17 protein-coding genes and 2 tRNA genes are annotated in these 21,957 nt (G+C 65.7%); 8 read left to right on the plus strand and 11 right to left on the minus strand.

Annotation, left to right across the window (positions count from 1 at the left end; translation table 11 throughout):
- The 5 genes from IT540_RS04275 to IT540_RS04295 form a co-directional block, all read right to left on the minus strand.
- Positions 1-1,509, minus strand: a 1,509-nt coding sequence (locus IT540_RS04275) for a class I tRNA ligase family protein (RefSeq protein WP_291173766.1), incomplete at its 3' end; no start/stop codon positions are given.
- A 136-nt stretch (positions 1,510-1,645) separates the two neighbouring features.
- Entirely contained in the window at positions 1,646-3,166 is a 1,521-nt protein-coding gene (locus tag IT540_RS04280; protein WP_291173770.1) for a DUF2497 domain-containing protein, read from the minus strand.
- Between the two features lie 254 nt (positions 3,167-3,420).
- On the minus strand, positions 3,421-4,392 hold the full coding sequence (locus tag IT540_RS04285; RefSeq protein ID WP_291173774.1) for a DUF2497 domain-containing protein: 972 nt from the start codon (positions 4,390-4,392) through the stop codon (positions 3,421-3,423).
- 328 nt (positions 4,393-4,720) lie between these two features.
- On the minus strand, positions 4,721-6,166 hold the full coding sequence (locus tag IT540_RS04290; RefSeq protein WP_291173778.1) for a TolC family outer membrane protein: 1,446 nt from the start codon (positions 6,164-6,166) through the stop codon (positions 4,721-4,723).
- A 339-nt stretch (positions 6,167-6,505) separates the two neighbouring features.
- The gene (locus IT540_RS04295) at positions 6,506-7,171 is read right to left on the minus strand and encodes a protein-L-isoaspartate O-methyltransferase (RefSeq protein WP_291173781.1); all 666 of its coding nucleotides are present in this window, start codon (positions 7,169-7,171) and stop codon (positions 6,506-6,508) included.
- Between the two features lie 412 nt (positions 7,172-7,583).
- Here IT540_RS04295 and IT540_RS04300 point away from each other — a divergent pair.
- Positions 7,584-7,657 (plus strand) — tRNA-Cys (locus IT540_RS04300).
- Positions 7,658-7,694: 37 nt separating this feature from the next.
- On the opposite strand, the gene IT540_RS04305 is transcribed toward IT540_RS04300, so the two are convergent.
- The gene (locus IT540_RS04305) at positions 7,695-9,668 is read right to left on the minus strand and encodes an MDR family MFS transporter (protein WP_291173784.1); all 1,974 of its coding nucleotides are present in this window, start codon (positions 9,666-9,668) and stop codon (positions 7,695-7,697) included.
- A gap of 310 nt (positions 9,669-9,978) precedes the next feature.
- Here IT540_RS04305 and IT540_RS04310 point away from each other — a divergent pair.
- Positions 9,979-10,053, plus strand: a tRNA-Asn gene (locus tag IT540_RS04310).
- Positions 10,054-10,473: 420 nt separating this feature from the next.
- On the opposite strand, the gene IT540_RS04315 is transcribed toward IT540_RS04310, so the two are convergent.
- The 4 genes from IT540_RS04315 to IT540_RS04330 all read right to left on the minus strand — a co-directional run bounded on the left by IT540_RS04315 (position 10,474) and on the right by IT540_RS04330 (position 15,818).
- Positions 10,474-12,480, minus strand: a complete 2,007-nt coding sequence (locus tag IT540_RS04315) for a TonB-dependent receptor (protein ID WP_291173788.1) — start codon at positions 12,478-12,480, stop codon at positions 10,474-10,476.
- Between the two features lie 305 nt (positions 12,481-12,785).
- Positions 12,786-13,643: a MurR/RpiR family transcriptional regulator gene (locus IT540_RS04320; protein ID WP_291173791.1), complete on the minus strand. Its 858-nt coding sequence runs from the start codon at positions 13,641-13,643 to the stop codon at positions 12,786-12,788.
- A gap of 102 nt (positions 13,644-13,745) precedes the next feature.
- The gene (locus tag IT540_RS04325) at positions 13,746-15,464 is read right to left on the minus strand and encodes an ABC transporter ATP-binding protein (RefSeq protein WP_291173852.1); all 1,719 of its coding nucleotides are present in this window, start codon (positions 15,462-15,464) and stop codon (positions 13,746-13,748) included.
- 48 nt (positions 15,465-15,512) lie between these two features.
- Positions 15,513-15,818 carry a DUF2218 domain-containing protein gene (locus IT540_RS04330; protein ID WP_291173794.1) on the minus strand — a complete coding sequence of 102 codons (306 nt, stop codon included), beginning with the start codon at positions 15,816-15,818 and terminating at the stop codon, positions 15,513-15,515.
- A 334-nt stretch (positions 15,819-16,152) separates the two neighbouring features.
- Between IT540_RS04330 and IT540_RS04335 the strand changes: the two genes are divergently transcribed.
- Genes IT540_RS04335 through IT540_RS04350 form a run of 4 tightly spaced genes read left to right on the plus strand, consistent with a single transcriptional unit; the run spans position 16,153 to position 19,721 of the window.
- Positions 16,153-17,022, plus strand: coding sequence for a siderophore ABC transporter substrate-binding protein (locus IT540_RS04335; protein ID WP_291173797.1), 870 nt, complete (start codon positions 16,153-16,155; stop codon positions 17,020-17,022).
- Positions 17,023-17,045: 23 nt separating this feature from the next.
- Positions 17,046-18,008 carry an iron chelate uptake ABC transporter family permease subunit gene (locus tag IT540_RS04340; protein WP_291173800.1) on the plus strand — a complete coding sequence of 321 codons (963 nt, stop codon included), beginning with the start codon at positions 17,046-17,048 and terminating at the stop codon, positions 18,006-18,008.
- Positions 17,992-18,966, plus strand: a complete 975-nt coding sequence (locus IT540_RS04345; protein ID WP_291173803.1) for an iron chelate uptake ABC transporter family permease subunit — start codon at positions 17,992-17,994, stop codon at positions 18,964-18,966. The genes IT540_RS04340 and IT540_RS04345 overlap by 17 nt, the downstream gene beginning before the upstream one ends.
- Positions 18,963-19,721 carry an ATP-binding cassette domain-containing protein gene (locus IT540_RS04350; RefSeq protein WP_291173806.1) on the plus strand — a complete coding sequence of 253 codons (759 nt, stop codon included), beginning with the start codon at positions 18,963-18,965 and terminating at the stop codon, positions 19,719-19,721. Before IT540_RS04345 ends, IT540_RS04350 begins: the two co-directional genes overlap by 4 nt.
- A gap of 8 nt (positions 19,722-19,729) precedes the next feature.
- Here the strand turns inward: IT540_RS04350 and IT540_RS04355 are convergent, their stop codons facing one another.
- Positions 19,730-20,038: a hypothetical protein gene (locus tag IT540_RS04355; RefSeq protein ID WP_291173809.1), complete on the minus strand. Its 309-nt coding sequence runs from the start codon at positions 20,036-20,038 to the stop codon at positions 19,730-19,732.
- Between the two features lie 377 nt (positions 20,039-20,415).
- Between IT540_RS04355 and IT540_RS04360 the strand changes: the two genes are divergently transcribed.
- A complete protein-coding gene (locus IT540_RS04360) occupies positions 20,416-20,829 on the plus strand; it encodes a hypothetical protein (protein ID WP_291173812.1) in 414 nt (137 codons plus the stop codon).
- Between the two features lie 29 nt (positions 20,830-20,858).
- Positions 20,859-21,947: an SPOR domain-containing protein gene (locus IT540_RS04365; RefSeq protein ID WP_291173814.1), complete on the plus strand. Its 1,089-nt coding sequence runs from the start codon at positions 20,859-20,861 to the stop codon at positions 21,945-21,947.
- The last annotated feature ends 10 nt before the right edge of the window (positions 21,948-21,957 follow it).

Genomic DNA, 21,957 nt, shown 5'->3' on the forward strand with positions numbered 1-21,957 from the left:
CAGCGCCGACGAGAACCACGTGTCGAGCACGTCCTCGTCGCGCGTGAGCGTGATCGGCACGTTCGATCCGGTGTAGTGCTTCTCCGCCTGCGCCCGCGCTTCGTCCTCGTCGTAGGCGACGAACACGTGCCCGTCCGGCCCGTACCACGCCGGAATCTGGTGCCCCCACCAGAGCTGGCGCGAGATGCACCACGGCTGGATGTTGCGCATCCACTCGAAGTAGGTCTTCTCCCAGTTCTTGGGCACGAAGACTGTCTTGCCGTTCTCCACGGCCGCGATGGCCGGCTTCGCCAGCTCCGCCGCATTGACGTACCACTGGTCCGTCAGCCACGGCTCGATGACGTCGTTCGAGCGGTCCCCGTGCGGCACCGTGTGCGTCGTCGGCTCGATCTTGGCAAGCAGCCCCTGCGCCGCGAGATCCGCGACCACACGCTTGCGCGCCACGAATCGGCCGAGCCCGCGATAGGCCTGCGGCACGTCCTCGCTGTCCACGATCTGCCCGAACGCATCGAGCACGTTGATCTTCGGCAGATCGTGGCGCTTCCCGACCTCGAAGTCGTTGAAGTCGTGCGCCGGCGTGATCTTCACCGCGCCCGTTCCCTTCTCGGGATCGGAGTACTCGTCCGCGACGATCGGGATCTCGCGTCCGACCAGCGGCAGGCGCACTTTCGCGCCCGCCTTGATCAGCGCCGCATAGCGCTCGTCCTTGGGATGCACGGCGACGCCAGTATCGCCGAGCATGGTCTCGGGCCGCGTCGTCGCGACGACGATGGTGTCCGCGTCATACCCCGGCACCTTCTGCGCCAACGGATAGCGGAAGTGATACATGTGCCCCGACGGATCCTTCTTCAGGACCTTGGCCAGCGCCTCCGCATCGAACGGCTTCTCGGGATCGCCGTCGACCCACGCGAACGAGCCTTTCTTCTCCACCTGCACGACCTCAAGGTCCGAGATCGCGGTCTGGAACTTGGGGTCCCAGTTGACGAGCCGCTTGTCCTTGTAGATGAGCCCCTTGCGGTAGAGCTCGACGAACACCTTAAGGACCGCGCGCGAAAGCCCCTCATCCATGGTGAAGCGCTCGCGGCTCCAGTCGCACGAGGCGCCGAGCCGGCGGAGCTGGTTGACGATGGTCGAGCCGCTCTCCTCCTTCCACTCCCAGACGCGCTTGACGAACGCCTCGCGTCCGAGCGTGCGCCGATCCGGCTGCTGCCGCTCCATGAGCTGGCGCTCGACGACCATCTGCGTCGCGATGCCGGCGTGATCCGTGCCCGGCTGCCACAGCACGTCGCGTCCGCGCATGCGCTCGAAGCGGACCAGCACGTCCTGCAGCGTGTTGTTGAGCGCGTGCCCCATGTGCAGCGAGCCGGTGACGTTCGGCGGCGGGATCACGATCGAGTAGGGCCTGGCGCCGGCGCGGTCGGGCCGACCGCAGCGGAAGGCGTCGGCCTTCTCCCACGCCTCGTTGATCCGCGGCTCGATCTCGGCGGGCTGATACGTCTTGTCGAGCATGGGGCGCGGCTGCCTTTGCGGGATGAAAAGAGGGAGCTGGCGTCCTACGAACCCGCTTGCCGCCTGTCAATCGGCAGCCGGAGAACGGCTGCGCAGACCCCGCCTCTTGAGGTTCGGCCAGGACGTCCCGGGATCATCAGCTTCCGGGCGGCTTGTGGCCCGGCCTGACCGAGTTGCTGACCTCGTTACGCAGCGCCTTTTCGATAATGCGCGGCATGTTGTCGGCAACCCATTGCTGCAGCATGGGTCTCAGCATGTCGGCAACCGCGTCCTCGAGCGTGCGGTTGACCGGGCTGTTGCCGGCTTGCGAGACCGTCGCGGGCAGCGTGGACGGCGCCGGCGCGGATCGCATCTCCGCATCTAGTGTCTCGATGACGGGCGTGAGCGGAATGGCCTGCGACACGGGCTCCGCGGACGCGGAGGCCGCCGAGGCCGCGGCGAGTCCCTGCGCCAACGCGTCGAGCGCCTGATGCGCGGCAGCGGCGCTCATGTCGGGCTCCGGCGCAAAACGCGGCGATGCCCCAAAGCCGGGCGCGCCGCGCACGCTCTGGGCAAACGGATCCGAATAGGGCCGCGGTTCTGCCGGCCGGCTGTCGATCGGCGCAGCAGGCCGCGCGTCGTAGGACCTGTGATCGATGTTGCCGAACGCCTGAGGCGGCGCCGTGAACGGCTGGCCCGCGGCCGGACGCGCGACCTCGGGTTGGATCGGAGACGCAGACACAGGCTGCTGCGGAGCGAACGAGGAGAGCGGCGCTTCCGGAGCCTCGCGGCGCGGCGCGCTGCTATCGAAGGGACTCTCGGGCACGCGGGTTTCCGCGGCAGAACTACCGCCATGGGAGAAAGCTTGCGTGTTGGAGGCGAGCGTGGCGTCGATGCCCGTGCCACCCACATCAGCGGGCGCCGCCGAGCCGAGGCTGCCTTCGATCCGCTTCAACGCATCGTCGAGGCTCGCGGACGCCGCAGCCGTCAGATCCGATGCCGCAGCAGGCGTCGCGGACGCCTCCGGACCAGTAACACCCGGCGCCGGACCGGCCTGAGTATAGGTCGGCGCGGCAGGAGTCTTGGGCTGCGGCGGGTAGAAGCTCGTCTTGCGCAGCGGCGGGAAACCGAACGTCTTGGGCGGCGCGGGCTCCGCTTGCGGGGGCTCGACGCTGCCGAACGGCTGCGAAGGCGCAGGCGGCTCCGGCTGGAGGGCGGGCTGCGCCGGCGCGGCAGGCTGCGGCGCAAGGGCAGCCGCACCGTCGCCGGACGCGGGCTTCGGCGCCTCCTCCCCGAGCGCGACGAAGCTCTTCGGCCCCATGGGATGGCTCAGCCCCGGCGAGACGCGGATGTCGGGCTTGGGCGCTGCGGCGGCGCTGCCGTTGGACGGATCCTGCTCGTCGAACATGTCGGCGAGATCCTGATCGAACGACAGCGGACGCTTCGATCCGAGCGGACTGGTCGGCGGCAGCGGCCCGCCCTTGAGCACGCCGCTCAACCGATCCGCCAGCGGCCCGCGCGGCTCAGGCGATTTGGAGGCGAGCGATTGCGGCACGAGGGGATTGGCCTCGATGGCCGGTTCGGATTGATCGGTCGACGGCTCGTCGGCGATGATCTGGCGGATCGACGCCAGGATCTCCTCCATGCTGGGCTCGCCGGCCTTGTCCGGTCTGTTCATGCCTTAACCTGTCGCAGCTCGGCCTGCCCTCCGCCGCGCACCCAAGCCGATCCCGTTCCGGGCTGCTCGGCGGCCTGCGATCGAAGAGCGAACTGAATCTCGTTCCATGGAAAAGACGTACCTCGGCGCCGAACGGGCTTCAATGCGTCCCGACCGCCCGTCCGCACACTTCATTGCAATATGCTCAACGAACCGTGAGACGTTTTCGAGGCGAAGGACTGCGCATTCGGCCCAATATGGCATCGCTGGGGCACTTACGGCTTTTTCGGCGCCTTGATGCTTTCTGCGATCTCGATGTGGAGCGCCTTCTCGACCATGCGCGGCATATTGTCGGCGAGCCACTGGCGCAGCATCGGACGCAGCAGGTCGGCGGTCGTGTCCTCGATGGTGCCCGTCTCCTCCGCACCGCCGGGCGGCACGGTGACGAGCGCATTGTGCTCGACCGCCGATGGAAGCGGCGGAGGCGGCATGGATACCGGAGCGACGTGCGGCGTCTGCGGCACGGCAGGCGATCCGGTAACGAGCATGCTGCGGTCAATCTGAGCAGGAATGATGGAGCTGAAGTCCGGCTGCGTCGCGGCCTCGATGGGAGGCATGACTGGCGCAGCCACAGGAGCGGGAGCAGCGGGAGCCGGGCTCGGAGCGGCGGCATCCACTGGCGCCGCCATGCGCAGGAAGTGCGTATCCTTGAACGGAGCCATCACGCGCTTGGGCTCCTCGGAGTTCGCGCCAGAAGCGGTCATGGGCGTTGCGGCGGGCGCCGGTCCCGGTTGAGGCTCGTGGGAGGGCGACGGCCCGGCGAGGGGACGCGTCGGGCCGGCCAGCCCGAGATCCGTGACACGCGCTTCGGGACGCACCGGCTTGAGTGAACTCAAGCCATGGAAAGCACCGTCTGCCGCGGCAACCTCGACGGCTTCCGCATGCTGATGATCTTCGCCGTTCGCGACGCTGCGCCCGTCCGAATGGGTCGCACTGCGGATCGCGTCCGTGAGACGTCCGAGCAGCGGGGTCTGTCGCTCGGAGGCCGGCGGAGGCGACGAGCGGAAAATCGCAGGAAGATCGAACTCGCCGGCGTCGTCGAGCGCGCCGTCGCCTTTCAGCATGATGGGCGTTCCGCGAAGCTCCCCACCGTGCGCGGCACTTGCGGGCTCCTCGGCGATGATCCGGCGGATCGACGCCAGGATCTCCTCCATGCTCGGCTGGCCGTTCTTCTCTGTCATGTTCATTACGCCACTCCCTACGCACTCCACGACAAGCAGTCACGGCACCCGACCCGCATGGTTGCCGCCCCCCGTAAGAAGCACCCGCGAAGATATGCGGCCACCCCCGGCCCCGATGCGTCGCATCAAGGCAAACACTGTGCTGGCAACGCCGGGGACCACCCGTACCCGGCAGGCGCCGCACTCCCGCTCATCCAAAAGTTGTGTGTGGGATTCCCACCGCGCTCGAAGCTAAGCGCCATAGTGGGCAACGATGTGGCAAAGCCACAGGCCAACACAAATCTACGAGCAGGGAGGCTCAGCTAACCCATCCTGCGCGGCCTGCTCAAGGAGATTATTTTACGGGATCGGCGCCATCCGCTGGCGGCGGCACATCTTCGATGCGACCATCCGAATGAGTTATCGAGGTACCCCAAGGCTTACGCCTGACTTCCTGATAATGAGCCTCAGGATCGTAGGCGATCGACGTGAAGCCGAGATTGACGGCATCGAGCCGCCCGACGGCTGCCAGCACCGCATAGCTTGAGACGACAAGGTTGCGCCGGGTGGATACGAGCGTCACCTGCGAGTTCAGAAGCTCCGCCTCCGCGTTGAGCACATCGAGCAGCGTACGCTGACCAACCCGCTCCTCCTCGCGCACGCCCGTGAGAGCCGTCGTGTTCGCATCGACCTGCGACTGATCGGACAGGATCTGCGCCCGCGCAGCGAGAAGCTGCGACCAAGCGGCAACAACGGCCTCCTCGGACTCGCTGCGCGCCTGCTCGATCTCCTGCAGTCGGCTGACGTGGATGTGCTTCTGCTGACGCACGCGGGCGTACACCTCGCCACCCTCGTAGATCGGCACCGTCAGGCGGCCCGTAACGGTCGCGCTCTCGGACTCGTTGATGATGCTCGACGTCTCGAAGCGATCGCTATACGAAGCCTCGAGCTGCACGCTCGGCAGGAGCTCGCCGCGGATCCGATCCACGCCGAATTTGGCCGCCTGCTCCAGATAGAGCGCGTTGACCACTGCCGGGTTCTCGTGCGTTCCGATCCGCGTGGCCTCATCGAGCGAGGTCGGCAGCCAGCGCTCATAACCCCTCGGCTCGACCAGATTTCCCGGTGCATGCCCGATGACACGCTCGTAGACCGCACGGCTGGTCTTGAGATTGGCCTTCGCAAGGTCGAGCGCCGATACGGCGCCAGCCCGACGCGCCTGCGCCTGCGCCACGTCGGTGCGCGTCACCTCGCCAACCGCAAAGCGGTCCTCGGTGGCCCGCAACTCGCGCGAGAGCACGTTGACGTTGTTCTCGCGCAACCGCACGATCGCCTGATCGCGCACCACGTCCATGAAGGCCGTCACCGCCTGCAGCAGCACCGACTGCTCGACGGCGCGCAGCGTCTCGCGTGCGGCCCGCACATTGGCTTCCTGCTCGTTGACGGCGTTGATGGTCCGGAAGCCGCTGAAGATCGGCTGCACGGCGTCGATCGAGTAGCCGCCCGGCTTGAGCTCCTCCTCGACCGAGGCCGTGCTCGAGCGCGACTTGGACCAGTTGTAGTTGATATCCGCCCCGCCCGTGATCACCGGCCTGAAGCCGGACCGGGCGCGCGTCACTTCCTCGTCGGTCGCCCGGAGGCGCGCACGCTCGGCATCGAGCTGTGGATTGTATTCGTAGGCGGCTGCCAGCGCCTGATTGAGAGACTCGGCTACAGCCGCCGAGGGCAGGCAATAGAGAAGCGCCCCAGCCGTTGCAGCAACGGCAAGAGAAGCAACCCGCGAAATCCGCCTGTGATCGAGCAAATCCCACCCCAAGATAGCTTAGCCCGGCAGTTTGGCGACGGACTACTCACGCCCAAAAGCCGCACAGGGAGCCCAACGCGTTGAAACTTAGTAGAGCACGAACATGATTCGCAGAAGCAGACTGAGGGCCATTGCCCAACATGTACCCAGATGCGTGGCCTCATTCCCACACAGCAAGCGCAAGACCAACCCGTGACGCAAATAAGAAAGCCAACGGACATACCGGAACAAGCTATTGATAAATCACAAAAATAAATGAAAGCAGCGCACGGAGACTCAGACGGCTTTCATTATACGCAGTAAACATTCCGAGGCATCTTGCAAGGGGTGCGGCAATTTTCAGAAAGCGAACGCCCGCGCTTTCTCAAATCCCGGAAGGATTTCCGCCGAAGCGTCGAACACTGCCGCTGCCGCGAACGTGCTGCCGTCGCGGCGCCAGACCGTCGCTCGCCCCGCTGGACGATCACCGACGATGGCGACGAGGCGCCCGCCATCCTTGAGTTGGTCGAGCAATTCCGGTGTCACGGCCTCCACCGCGCCTTCGATGACGATCGCATCATATGGCCCCTCGTTCGGCCACCCCTGCGCCAGCTCTCCCTCGACGAGGGTCACCTTGTCCACGCCTTCACGCGCAAGAGTTGTGCGCGCGGCGTTGAGAAGCCCCGCGTCGGCCTCGAGCGCGACGACGCTCTCCGCGAGGCGCGCGAGCAGGGCAGCCCCGTATCCTGCGCCGGCGCCGATATCCAGCACGATCGCGGTCGGATCGATCTCCGCCGCCTGAACGATCTTCGCCAGCGTGCGTGCAGGCAACAACGCGCGGCGGGGGCCGCTCCCCGCGGACGTGAGCGGCACCGGCCCGTCCATATAGGCCAGCGCCCGGAAACGCTCGGGCACGAACGCCTCGCGTGGCAGCTCGAGCATCGCGCGGATGATGCGCCGGTCCGTCACGTCGCTGGGGCGCACCTGCGATTCGACCATGTTCTTACGCTGCGTCGCGTAGTCCACTGCAACCTCCCGCAGGCTTCCGAGACCTGTCCGCGGCTCCGACCATACTCAATGTCGCTTCGCCCGGCCACAGCGCCGAGGCCGCGCAGGACCGACGTCCGCCTGCGAGCCGCCGGGCCACAATGCCCACACGACCAATCCGGCAAGCAAACCCGCATCCACACGATCACCAGCGCGCCGGGCCTGCTGCGCGGGAGCTCCGCGAGCCGCGCCGCTTTCGCGCGCGGCCCTGGCTCCCCTCTATCTCCCAGACTGCGGCCAGAACCGCTGAAACTGGGATCCGCGTGCTTGTGCACGGCTTTGTCTATATGATAGATGCCTCCGGGCGCACCCAGGTGCGCACCTCGGCCGCTCATTTTTCAGCCCGGGGCCCTGTGATGGGAAGATTCCCAGCTCAGGTTCACGGACCAGAGGCCACGTGGCGGAGTGGTGACGCAGCGGACTGCAAATCCGTATACGCCGGTTCGATTCCGGCCGTGGCCTCCATCTTTCCTTTCGCACAACGCACATCGTTCGCCCGCCGTCACACCTTCGCCGGCGGTGCGCTGGCGAACGACTTGGCGAGCTCCTTCATCATCGCACGCACGTCGGGATGCTCGTTGCGGTCCCAGTCGGCGAGCATCTCCTCGAGATCTGTCTCTCGACGGCGCAACAGCCGCTCGTAGCCCGCCCGGCCCTCCGCGGTGAGCTCGTAGAGGCCGGCCGGCGTGCGGCTCGCCATTCCCGTCGCAACGAGACGATCGAGCAGCCCCCGGCACTGCGACGCGCCGATCCGCGAGCACGCCTCGAGATCGTCCTGCGTCGCCCGGCTGTGCCTCTCGCCGAGGCGCGCCAGCATCCACAGCTCGTCGGGCTCGAGCTTGAGTCCGATGCGTCCCGCGGCGCGTTGATAGACGCGCCAACGGTTCTCGCGTGCCGTCATGCGCGTGACGATCCGCTTGAGCTCCTCGAGCGATGTCGCATCGCGCGGCATCGGGAAGGCCTCCGTCAGCGCCTCCGGCTGGATGGTGGTGCGCAGCGGCGCCTCGCGGATGGCGAGCGCGAGCAGGAATCCGACGAACGCGAGTGCCGACGCCGTGTGGAACACCGGATGCAGGGCATGCACGAACTCTGCGAGGTAGCGCGACTTGAGCGGCTCCGGAAGCGCCGCGATCGCCGCCGGATCGAGCAACCCCTCGACACCGGGAACTGCCACGCGAAGGTCCCCCTCGAGGAAGTACGCAAAGATGCCGCCGAACAACGCCGCGCCGACGGAGCCCCCGATCGAGCGGAACAGCGTCGTGCCCGACGTCGCGACCCCGAGCCGCTCGTAAGGCACCGCGTTCTGCACGGCCATGACCAGGATCTGCATCACCATGCCGAGGCCGAGTCCCAAGAGCAGCAAGTAGAGCGCGGCGCGAGAGGAGGGCGTCTCGGCATCGATAGTGGAGAGGAGAAGCAGCGCTCCCGTCATGACCGCAGTGCCGACGACGGGAAAGATCTTGTAGCGCCCGATGCGGCTGATGATCTGCCCGCTCGTGATCGAGCTCACGAACACGCCGAGCATCATCGGCGTCATATGCAGCCCTGCGCTCGTCGGGTCGAGCCCCTTGACGACTTGGAAATAGACCGGGAGCAGCGTGATCGACCCGAACAGCGCCATGCCGACGATGAGGCCAACGGACGTGCCGATAGTAAAGGCGCGGATGCGGAACAGCGAGAGCGGGAGCAGCGGGTCCGTCGCCCGCGTCTCCACATAGAGGAAGCCTGCGAGCGCGAGCACGCCGGCGAGCGAGATCGCGAACAGGCTGACGGGCGCCTCCCGGATCAACGTCGCGCCGAGGCTGGTGACGAGCACGATCGACGTCAGCGCGAGGGCCAGCAGCGCCGCGCCGGGGTAGTCGATCTCGGCCGCCACCTTGCGCGCGGGGCTGCGGATGGTGCGATTGATGACGGCGAGCGCGAGCAGGCCGAGCGGCAGGTTGATCAGGAAGATCCAGCGCCACGACCAATGCTCGACGATGAAACCGCCGATCAGCGGCCCGAGAACCGTCGAGAGGCCGAACACGCCACCGAAGAAGCCCTGGTAGCGCCCCCGCTCGCGCGGTGCCACGATGTCGCCGACCACGGCGATGGCCGTGACGATGAGCCCACCGCCGCCGAGCCCCTGCAGGAAGCGGAAAGCGATCAGCTCCGGCAGGTTCTGCGCCAGCCCGCAGAGCAGCGAGCCGGCGAGGAAGACCACGATCGCCGCCTGCAGCACGACGCGCCGCCCGTAGAGATCGCCGAGCTTGCCATAGAGCGGCACGACCACGGTGCTCGAGAGCAGATAGGCGGTCACGATCCACGACAGATGCGAGAGCCCGCCGATCTCGCCAACGATGATGGGCAGCGCCGTCGCCACGATGGTCTGGTCGAGGGACGCCAGCAGAAGCACGAGCACGAGCGCAGAGAACGTCGCGATGATCTCCCGCCGCTGGGCTGCGGTGCCGACGGAGTCCGAGGGAATGTCCTGCATGGCGGGTGAACGTGCGTGTCGATGCGTTGGTTCGCGAGGCCGGACCATACTACGACTTCCCGGTTCCGCATTACCGGCTTCTGGCCGTCCGGCCTTCACGCCATCGACGCGCGGTGCGCTGCGCGACACGGACGATGTCCCCGACCATGGGCGCCAGACGGTGCGACATCTGCCCGTCGCCCATAAGCCGCGGGCCCTGCAGGGGCCAAGTCCCGCGAGGGGCAATGCACCGCCTCGATTTTGCGAGTTTTTTTGCGTACCCTCTGGCCCTGCCGGCCACCATCTGCTATGAGCCCGGCTCTCCGGCCATTCCGCGGTAGCTCAGTGGTAGAGCAATCGGCTGTTAACCGATCGGTCGTAGGTTCGAATCCTACCCGCGGAGCCATCCTACGATGGCCTACGATAAAGCCCGCCAAGGCCCCAAGCACCTCTACAGGCTACGATTTTCCCGCCCCTGATGGCCTCCTCTACAGGGAAGCGCATCTGCAGCGCAGAGGCCGCGGCGGCTGAATGCGAAGCTCTCGATCACGCCTAACGCCTAGCCCGAGCTTGCAATAGGGACACGCTGTAGGCGTGTTCGTCTTCGACTGCGGCGAATGGCAACGCTTGCTGATGAGAACGCAAGGCCGGCTCCGCTCACAAGCGTGCCAGTCTTGCCGGAGATTTGGTGCTTGGTGCTGGCTGGCGGCCGGTTCCGGTCATGAGCAGACACTTTGCATTCCGCCCCACCTCCGACCTGGCTGCCCCATGACCGCTGTATGGCCACCCGGCAGAGATTGGAAGATCTCGCCGGGTGGCTGCTGGATCAGAACTTCGCCGTCGTGCTCAGCAGGAACGACCGGCCGGGCTCGTAGAGCGGCGTCACGATGCCGAATTCCTGGCCGTAGGTCGCGCGGTCGGCGTAGGTCTCGTCGAAGATGTTGCGCACGTCGGCCCGGAACGTGAGGTCGTAGGGCAGGCCCGGCTTGTACTCGGCGAAGGCGTTGAACACCTTGTAGCTCTTGTACGGCGGCGAGCCCGCGATCACGTAGTCGTACTCGGGCGCGATCTCGGCGTCCGCGCCGATCGTGAGGCCGGTGCCGGCGAACGTATGCACGCCCGTGATGGTGATGATCTCGCCGACTGGCGTCGCCACGTAGGTGCCGGTGTCGGAGTCCGCCGGCTTGCCGTCGATGCTGACGTCGATGTTGACGTACTTCACGCGCAGGAAGCCGTTGCCCCAGTCGTAGCCGACGCCGATCTCGAAGCCTTCGCTTTCGATGTCGCGGGCGCGAAGGGCTCCGAGCGTTGCGTCGCTATAGGCTGCCACACGCGCGTTGTCGATCTCCGAGCGGAACACGCTGCCTTCCAACGTCCAGCCCTGGTAACGGGCAACGAGGCCCGCCGTGTAGTTATCGGCCTCGACAGATTTCGGGCCGTCGAGGTATCTCCAGTTCGGGTTCATGATGTAGTTCTCGGCCAGGGGAACGCCGCCCCAGACGTGCGAGTAGCCGGCCTTGGCGGTGAGGAAGCGCCCGAACAGATCCTGCTCGCCCGAGATGTTGCCGCTTAGGCCGCTGTCCTCGAAGGTCTGCCCGCTGGTGCCGGTGAACCACTGGTGGTCGGCGCGGCCCCCGAGCGACACGCGCGTACCCTCGATGGGCTCGAGCCGCGCCTGCGCATAGCCGCCGACGACGTCGCTCTCCTCGTCCATGTATTCGCCCGGATAGGCGAGCGAAGCGCTGCGCGAGGTGAAGTCGACGCCGGCGATGACGTTGCCGATATCGAACGAGAACTTGTTCTCCGCCTTGCCGTTGAAGCTCTCGGACTCGCCGTAGACCGGCGAAACGTCGCCGGTGAAGCGATCGACGGTCGGCGTGCACACTTCCGTCTTGCTGTGGGCGATCACGACCTTTGGATCCCACCATCCGCGCGGCGTGGCATCGCTGTAGTTGAAGACCGTGGTCTGCCGGTCGAGGTCGTAGGTCCGGTACAGCGGCTCGAGGCCGATCGGCGGCCGTGTGAAGTTGGCGCGGTAAGGCCGCAGGGCATCGTCGCTGAAGCGCTCGTGGCTAAGCTCGAAGCGGTCGCCGCTGAGCGCCTGGTAGGCGACCTTGCCGAGGCCGCTCAGATAGTTGGTCTCTGTGCCACCGACGGTGCGGCCGTTGCCGGCCTCGAAGTCGTCGCCGTCGCCGAGGCTGAAGTAGCTCAGGATCTCGAAGCCGTTCGACATGCCGTAGGCGGCGAGGTTCGTGGTGAACACGTTGCCGTTGGTGTTGAACTGCGTCTTCGCGAACCCGCCGAGGCCGTCACGGTCCAGCAGATCGCCGACGTCCTTGGTCTCGTAGGCGATCGAGCCGGCGAGCGCGCCGAATCCGGCATCCGCGGGCGCCACGCCGGCATCGACACGCACCGCCTTGAGGAGGGTCGGATCGATGAAGTTGGTGCCGTTGTGGTGGAACACCTTGTTGTTCTGGGCGGCACCGTCGATGGTGACGGCAAGCGTGGTCTCCTCGAAGCCGTTGACGTAGACCTTCTGCGAGGCCGGCAGCGGGCTGCCGACCAGGATGCCGGGCTGTCCCGAGAAGACACCCTTGATGTCGGTGGGGTTGAGGCGCTCGAGATCCTGCGACGTGATGTCGACCGTGCTGGTACCGATGCTAGGCTCGCCCGACACCGTGACCGGAGCCGGCGCTTCGTCGGCCACCGTCTCGGCCGGCGCGCTCTGAGGCACGGGCTGGGCGGCTTTTGCGGGAACGGCTTTCTTCTTTTTCGCGGTTTTCTTCGCCGTCACCTCGAGCGGCGGCAGCTCGGCGGCCTCCTCCTGGGCCATCGCCGCCGACCCGCACCCGAGCCCGCACGAAACCGCTGCGCTGATGATGATTGCCGCGGATCGAGATCCGTTGCCGCTGACGTGACGCATAAGTCATCCCCCAAAATTCGACTGTGAGATGAAGCCGCCACGGATGCAGCCGCGACGACCTCAACTTCGGATACAAGCTGGCTGGCTGACGCCGCGATCGGCGGTGGCTGACTGGCCTGTGCGAGGGACAGACTTTGATTGCTGACTGTAGTAGTAAATATTTTGATCGGACCGCCCGGCGAAAAGCGACAAGCGGTGCAAATTTGACACGCCGCTTATTTGTAGACGGATCTGCGAAACGCGCTGAGCCGTTCGAGCGTGGAGATCGCCCTCGCCGGATTGTCCGCCACCAGGGCGAAGATGAGGGCCTCCAGGCAGACCAACGTCGTGGCGTGCATGGCGACACGGCCGGCGTTGCCGCGCAGGACCGGCACGACCACGTCCGCATGCCGGGTGATGAAGGGCTCGTTCGTATCGGTGATCAGCACGATGGGCACCTTCAGGCGCCGCGCCTCGGCAATGGTCGCCGTGGCCTGCTTGTAGGGTTTGCCGTACGCCAGCATCAGCAGGGCATCTGCGCTGCCCATCTCGAGCAACTGCTCGGGAAGCGGCGCCATGCAGTCGTCGAAGACCGCAGTCGAGCGCCCCGTGCGGTTCAGCGACAATGCGAAATAACGCACGAGAAATGCGGTCGATCCGATCCCGAACACGCCTATTCTCTTGGCTGGCGACAGCTTCTCGACCGCTGCCAGAATGCTCCGGCAGGTCTCGTCCGACGCCAGGGCGGCAAACGTCTCCTGGTGGTCGGCAAAGACCTGATCGATGGCCGTCGCCGAGTGCTCCTTGATCGAAGCCACGGTCCGCGTGATCGTGTCGATCGGGCTCTGGCCAGATCCGAGCGCCGTGGCGAGCGCTTGCCGGAGCTCCTTCAACCCATCGAATCCGATGGCCTGCACCGAACGGATCACTGTCGCGTCGGACGTTCCAATCGCTGCGGCAAGCTCGACGGCCGACATGGTCATGGTCTCATGCCGGTGGGTGTCGATGAACTCCAGCACACGCGTGAGGGACGGCGACAATCCGCGCGCGCGAACGCGCAGTCGATCGCTCAGCTTGTCGTTCGGCCTGACCACGGCGGACATTCCTACACCCCCGCGAAACGCACTACTACAATGTTGACTATTCCTGTAGTGAATACCACAGGGATCGATCAAGCTAAAGTTATTGCTGTTTCTTCATGACTTTGCGAACTGCGCGCGGTGGAGGCGCGCATAGGCGCTGTCGCGCTCCAGCAGGGCACGATGGCTGCCCTGCTCGACGATGCCCGTCTCATCGACGACGACGATCCGGTCCGCGTGCTGGACGGTGGCGAGCCGATGGGCAATCACCAGCGTCGTTCGTCCCTCGGACAGCGCAGCCAGCGACTGCTGGATCTGAAGCTCGGTGGCGGTATCGAGGGCCGATGTCGCCTCGTCGAGAATGAGAATGGGGGGATTCTTCAGAAAGACGCGGGCGATGGCCACGCGCTGCTTCTGTCCACCCGAGAGCTTGACCCCTCGCTCGCCGACGATCGTGTCGAGGTCATTCGCAAGCGAGGCGACGAAGGCGTCGAGCTTGGCGCGTCGCACCGCCTCCACGATGTCCGCGTCGGTGGCATGCAGGTTGCCGTAGGCGATGTTCTCGCGGATCGAGCCGCCGAACAGGAACACGTCCTGCTGCACGATGCCGATCTGGGCCCGCAGCGACGCCTGCGTCATGTCGCGGATATCGATGCCGTCGATCGTGATCGCGCCCGCGTCGATCTCGTAAAAGCGCGGCAGCAACGAGCAGATCGTCGTTTTTCCCGCTCCGGACGGCCCGACAAGCGCCACCGTCTCTCCGGCACCGATGGCGAGGTTCAATCCGCTGAGGATCTTGCGATCGCGGGAATAGCTGAAGCCGACGTCCTTGAAGACGATGTCGCCTTTGAGACGGCCGACCACGATCGCATCGGGCTTGTCGGCAATATCCGGCGCGGTATCCAGAAGCTGCGTGTAGCGCCTGAACCCCGCGACACCCTTCGGATAGCTCTCGAGCACCGCCGTGATCTTGTCGATCGGGCGGAAGAACACGTCTATGAGCAGAATGAAGCTGATCAGGCCGCCATAGGTCAGCTCGCCTGCAATGACGAACCAGGCCCCCGCGACCATGACGATCAGTTGCACAAGCCGCGTGCTGAGATAGCTCAGCGTGATGCTGGCCGTCATGTAGGCGTAGGCGTTGAGCTTGGTCCTCTTGTAGCTCTCGTTGTCGCGCGCGAAGACCCTGCGCTCGTGATCCTCGTTGGCGAAGGCCTTGACCACGCGGATCCCGCCCACGCTCTCCTCGATGCGGGTGTTGAAGTTGCCGACCTGCCGGAACAGGCGCTCCCAGTTGTGGGTCATGCGCGCGCCGTATCGCGCCACGAGCCAGGTCATGAAGGGAACGATGATGGTGCTGATGAGCGCCAGCTTCCAGTGCACGGCGAACATCAGCAGGAACGCCCCGATGAAGGTCATGATGGCGATGAACACGTCCTCCGGACCGTGATGGGCGATTTCCCCGACTTCCTCCAGATCCTTGGTGACGTGGGTGATCAGGTGCCCTGTCTGCGTGTTGTCGAAGAAGCGGAACGACAGCTTCTGCAGGTGGTCGAACGCCTTGGCCCGCATGTCCGTCTCGATGCCGACGCCAAGCGCATGCCCCCAGTAGTTCACGATCGCCATGAGCACGGCGTTGATGATGTAGACACCGAGCAGGGCCGCCGCGCAGGCCAGGATCAGCCCCCAATCCTGGCCGGGCAGAAGCTCGTCGACGAAATATTTCACCGCCAGCGGGAAGCCGAGCTGGAGCAGCCCGGCCACGACCGCACAGCCGAAGTCGAGCAGGAAAAGCCGCTTGTAGGGGCGGTAGTACGAGAAGAAGCGCCTCAGCAGGAATTGGGAGTCCGTCATTGGCTTTGCTCGGAAGGTCTCACGCGCCGCTCAGGGGATCGGCCGCGCCGGTACGCCTTCGGTCCAGGTCAGTGCGATCTTCTCCCGCCATGCAAAGCGCACGAGATGAACCTCGACGACATCCTTGACGCGAAGCAGCGTCGACTCGTTGAGGGCCTCGCACCTCAAGCTGAGCTGATCGCCGACCGCGTGCAGGACACAGAGCCCCGGCTGAAAATCTACACGGCCTCGGCTCTCGTCGTAATCCGTGGGCGTCTTGTGCGCGAAGTGCTTGCAAAGCTGCACGAGGTAGCTGCTCGCCTTTTCCGATTTCACGTGGGCCTCCACAACGTGCATTCTGCCTCCCTGTCTCCCGACACGCCATCTTCTGGAAATGGCCGTACCTGCCACGAAAGGCGGGGTGCTGTCTGTCGGGAACGGGCGGACGCGCACTACTACATTCGCAGCCCGACAATCTGCCACAACCTTGACTACATATTTCAAGTTTATTAGTTGCCGATGCAGGGCCCTGCCGCGCGCTTGCTCGGCGCACGCATGCCGCCACGGGACGTATCAGCGCCAAAATTAGCCAAAAGGAGCCGCACAGGTGGTTTACCCGGACAAGAACCCGAGGTGTTGGCCGTCCCGGCAAGGCCTTGCGGCGGGACTTGCAATTCTCCTGGCCTTGATCTTGTCCCCCGCGCCGTCGCGAGCCGAGCCGATCACCATCACCCACGCGCAAGGCGAGACGGTCCTGCCGGCGCCACCGAAGACCGTTCTCACGCTCGACCTTGCCAGCCTAGAGACCCTGGACGCGGTCGGCGTCGAGGTCACGGGCGTCGTCAGCTCCCACATTCCGGCGCATCTCTCGAAGTACAAGGACAGCAAGTATCTCAAGATCGGCACACTGTTCGAGCCGGACTACGAAACCATCAACGCGGCTGCGCCCGACCTCATCATCGTGGCGGGGCGCTCGTCTCCCAAGTACAAGGAGCTGTCGCGGATCGCCCCCACCATCGACCTGTCGACCGACGAGAACGCCTTCCTGGCCACCGCCTTCCGCAACGCCAGAACCCTGGGGCGGATCTTCGGCAAGGAGAGCGAGATCGAGGCGCGCATCGGCAAGATCGAGACGGCCATCCAGGCTGTCCGGGAAAAATCGCGCGGAGCCGGGCGCGGCCTCATCATCCTTACGACGGGCGGCCGCATGAGCGCTTACGGTCCCCGCTCCCGCTTCGGAACGTTGCACACCGACTTTGGCATAACACCGGCTGTCGATGCGCTCGACAGGGCAGTGCATGGCCAGGGCATATCGTTCGAGCTCATCCTCAAAGCCAACCCGGACTGGCTTTTCGTCATCGACCGCGACGCCGCCATCGGGCTTGCGGGCCAACCCGCCGCGCAACTGCTCGACAACCCCCTCGTCGCGCGGACCAACGCGTGGCAGAAAGGGCATGTCGCCTACCTCGATCCCGTACGCTGGTATCTGGTCGGAGGCGGGCTGGTATCGCTCCAGGCCAATATCGATCAGATCACGCACGCGCTCGACGCCACACACTAGCCATCCGCAGCCGCGAGTATCCCATGCCCCTTCTCGCACTAGGTGTCGTGGCTCTCGTCGGCTTGGCTGTCTGGAGCATCTTCGTCGGCGTGAGCGATGTCTCGCTCGGCTCCCTCCTCGAGTCCGGCTGGACCGACGCGCCGACCCAGATCCTCCTCGAAAGCCGCGTGCCGCGCACGGCGGCGTTGATCCTGGCCGGCTCGGCCATGGCCGTCTCCGGCACGATCCTGCAGATGCTGGTCCGCAACCGCTTTGCGGAGCCGTCCACGGTCGGAACAGCCGAAGCGGCGAAGCTCGGCTTTCTGCTCGTGCTCATTCTCGTGCCGGACGCGCCCATTCCCGTGCGCCTGATCGCCGCCGCAGGGTTCGCCTTGCTGGTCACCGCCCTGTTCCTACGCATCCTGAGGCAGCTCTCGCTTCAGTCTCCGCTCGTCGTGCCGCTCGTCGGCATCCTGCTTGGGGGCGTCATCAACGCGGCGGCGACATTCCTCGCCTATCGCTTCGATCTGATGCAGTCCCTCGCCACCTGGAGCAACGGCGATTTCTCCATGGTCCTGCGCGGACGCTACGAGCTGCTCTGGCTTGCCTTCGCGCTCACCGCACTCGCCTATGCCTTCGCCGACCGCTTCACCGTCGCCGGACTGGGCGAGGATTTCACCACCAATCTTGGCCTCGACTATCGCGGCGTCGTTGCGCTCGGCCTTGTCATCGTCTCGATCGTGACCGCGGTCGTCATCGTGACGGTCGGCATGATCCCGGTCCTCGGCCTCGTCGTGCCGAACCTCGTCAGCCTGATGCTGGGCGACAATGTGCGCCGCGCTTTGCCCTGGGTCGCCCTGCTCGGCGCCGGGATCGTCCTCGCCTGCGACATCGCCGGTCGCATCGTGAACGCACCTTATGAGGTGCCGGTCGGAACCATGCTTGGGGTCGTCGCGAGCGCCCTCTTCCTCTATCTGCTGCTGCGCAAACATGCCCGCCTTGCGTGACACGATCCGACAGTGGCCGGTCACCCTTCTGCTGGCGCTCACCGTGCTGGGTGCGCTTGCGAGCCTGGCCTTCATGACGGTCGGCGCAAAGGGGCCGTGGAGCTTCGTGCTGCCGTTTCGCGGAACGAAGCTCGCCGCCATGGTCCTCGTGGCTTATGCGATCGCGGTGTCGACCATCCTGTTTCAGACCGTGACGGCCAACCGAATCCTGACGCCGTCCATCATGGGCCTCGATACGTTGTATGTTCTGATCCAGACGAGCCTGGTGTTCGTGATCGGCAGCAGCGGCAGCGTGGCGCTCCCTCCTTCGGTGCTCTTCCTGGCTCAGGTCGCGGCCATGATCGGCTTTTCCGGCATCCTTTACGTGTGCCTGTTCTCCGGCCGCGCGCAGAGCCTGCACCTCGTCGTGCTCGTCGGCCTCGTGCTCGGCGTCCTGTTCCGCAGCCTGTCCAGCCTCATGCAGCGGATCATGGCACCCAACGAGTTCGTCGTCCTCCAGGATCGCCTGTTCGCGAACTTCAACACGGTCGACACCAATGTCCTTGCCGTCGCTGCCCTGGCGGTGCTGGCCGTATCGATCTTCGGCTGGCGCATGATCCGGACATTCGATGTTCTGCTCCTGGGACGTGACACCGCGATCGCACTCGGCGTCGACTACAAGGCCATCGTTTCCCAGATCCTGATCATCGTCGCCGTCCTGGTCTCCGTGTCCACCGCGCTCGTCGGGCCGACGACATTTTTCGGACTGCTCGTCGCAAGCCTTGCCTACCGCATCAGCGGCTCCGAGAGGCACGCGCTGCTTCTTCCCGTGGCCGCGCTGATCGCAACGCTGCTGCTCGTTGGCGGACAGCTCGTCCTCGAGAGGATCTTCGCCTTCGACACCGCCCTCAGCATCATCATCGAGTTCGCCGGCGGCATTGCCTTCATTCTTCTCATCCTGCGGAGTGCATCGCGATGATCGTCGCGCGCAACCTTACAAAAGCCTATGGGGAGGCCCGCGTCGTCCGCGACGTGTCCCTCGACATTCCGCGCGGCGGCATCACGTCCATAATCGGCCCCAACGGCGCGGGAAAATCGACGCTCCTTGGTCTCTTGAGCCGGCTGCTCCCGGCGACTTCAGGCTCGGTGCGTGTCGACGAGCTCGACGTGGCAAGCGCACCGAGCGACGTCCTCGCCCGGCGTCTCTCCATCCTGCGGCAGGACAATCATGTCACCGCGCGGCTGACCGTCCGCGACCTCGTGGCCTTCGGCCGGTTCCCCCATTCGCGAGGGCGTCTCACCGAGGAGGATCGGCGGAGGATCGGAGAAGCGATCCAGTATCTGGGCCTTGATGAGCTGGCAGACCGCTTCCTCGACGAGATGTCGGGCGGGCAACGGCAACGCGCCTTCGTCGCCATGGTGCTATGCCAGGACACGGACTACGTCCTGATGGACGAACCCTTGAACAACCTCGACATGCGGCACGCCGCCGGCATGATGAAGCTTATCCGCAGGATCGTCGACGACCTAGGCAAGACGTTCGTCCTCGTCCTGCACGACATCAACTTCGCCTCGATCTATTCCGATCACATCGTGGCAATGCGCGACGGCGCCGTGGTCAAGCAAGGCCCCCCGTCCGAGATCCTGCAAAGCCAGGTGCTCCGCGAGATCTTCGAGATCGACATTCCCGTTCATGAGATCGACGGACGGCGCATCGGGCTGTTCTATGTCTAGGCTACGCCTCAGCGCCGCCCGCGCGGCGTGCGTGGCTGGCCTTTGATCCCATCGGCGAAGCGGAGCACGCCCGCAAGCCCGGTATCGACCGGCGGCGGTGCGGCCCAATGCCGGAAACGCTGCACCGATTGCCGCCTCAACCCCGCGACGCTGACCTTGCCCGTCGACGCAACCTGAAAAATGAAGGCCCCGAGCTGCTCCCGCTGCGCGCCACGCTCGCGGCCGAGCTTCAAATCAGCGCACGCAAGATCGAAAGCCCGCTGCAGGAGCAGCAGCTCCTCGCTCGTGAAAAACAGCTTGCCCCTTCCCGATGCCACGGCGAACCTCGATCCTCAGACACGACGCGAGATAAAGTATCTCCAAAGCCTGGACGAGCGAGCAAGATCAAAACTACTGCCGAGATGGCCCAATCGAGTGAAAGTCTAAATTCTCCAAATAACCGTCCTGGAACAGTCGAATGATAGTAATGCCGGCCGATTCGCGGCGCGGATCTTCTCCTCCTAGGCCGGAAGCCTCAGGATCGCATCGCGGCATGTTATCCCCAGCCCCTAGGGGACCGAGCGCCGCAGTCCGCAACGCGGGCCAGCACTCACCACAGATCGGCCATCACGGTCACGTACGCGGTGCGATGGATCCAACGCTGCAATCGGCCTTTCCGGGGAAACGGCGTCGCCAGGACGCCGACGTCTGAGCCATGCCTGAACGAACTCTCGCGAGCCTCGCTCGCAAAGCGTTGCCTCGTGCGCTCGCCACCGCGCTGTTGACCGCCGCGGGTCTTGCGGCAGCATGCGGCCAGGGCTTGGCGCAGCAGGGCACGGGCGACTCGGGCACCTTACCGGCCGATCCGGAATGCCTGACCGTCACCCAGTCGTCGGCGTCGACCTACATGATTTCCAATACGGCGTGCCCGGACCAAAGCGTGCTGGCCTCGATCGAGCTTGCAGCAGGGGCCGATGTCGCGCGATGCTTCGTCAAGAAGATCCGCACCCAGATCTCGCTCGCGAGCGAGGGCGTGGAGCCCGTCGTCAATTATCAGTGCATCGAGGGCGCCCCGGGGTGCTCCGTCGGGACCGTGCGTGACATGTTCCCCGAATGCCACTCCGGCTGACGCGCGAGTTGGAACGAGGCACCGACACGATGGCTGCATTCGACCGCGATGCCTCGATAGAGCGCCAGCAGATCCACGAGATCTCGCTCAATGTCGCGCGCCGTCTGCGCCAGGTCCTCGACCGCAACCACTACATCCCCGCGGCCCTGCGGCCCGAGGTCGATTCCACGGTGCGCGTCATCACCGGCATCCAGCGCGACATCGACCAGATCATGGGCGCTCTGCCGGCCGACGAGGCGTTGGACTTCGCCATTCTGACGCACATCATGGGCGGCCAGCGCCACGCCTTGGACCTCCTGGAAATCCTCGAGGAAAAGCTCGAGGGCGGCCGCGGCGCCTACCGGCGCGACTCGGCCCGCGTGCATGAGGCGCTGCTCGCCGTCTCGCGGGAGATCGAGCAGGACGCGCTGCGCTACGCCGCCGAGGAACCCATGCCGCGCATTGCCTCACACGGGCCTGCGCGCCAAGTCTCCCCTGGACAACGGACCCCGGACTCCGCGGCACCGGCGCCGCAGCCCCGGCCGAGCAAACAGAAAGGCAAGCCGAAAGGGAAATCCCGCACGAGCACAACTCCGAGCTTTGATCTGCGCGGCACCCTGCCGGCGCTCGCGGCCAGGCCCGTGTCGGTGGCCGTCATCGCGCTCGCCGTAGGCGCCGGCCTCGTCGTCGCGGCCCAGAAACTGATACCCGACGCCGGCACCCCCTCCCTCTGGAGCCACGACACGGCCGCCACGCTGGCGCCAGGAGGACAGCTCGACAGCCGCCGCGATGCCGGCGCGGGAGGCGGCGGAGAGCCGCGCTCCGCGCTGGCGGCGGGCAGCGCCGAGCGCATCGCCGTCACCCCGCCCTCCATGGAGCAACCCTACCTGGTCGTGCTCGCGACCCGCCGCAGCACGGAGGAGCTTCAGCAGGACTACCGCGCGTTCAAGGGCGCCTATCCGGATCTTCTCGGCAGCGCCAAGGCCCGCGTGGACCGCGTGCAGGGCCAGGACAAGCAGACATGGTATCGCCTCTCGCTCATCCCGCCGCAGGCGCGCGACGACGCCAAGACCCTGTGCAGCAGCCTGAAAAAGGCCGGTCTCACCGGATGCTGGATCAAACCGGTGCCGCTGCGCTGACGTGTCGTTG

Source organism: Hyphomicrobium sp., assembly GCF_020852195.1.
Classification (GTDB): Bacteria; Pseudomonadota; Alphaproteobacteria; order Rhizobiales; family Hyphomicrobiaceae; genus Hyphomicrobium_C.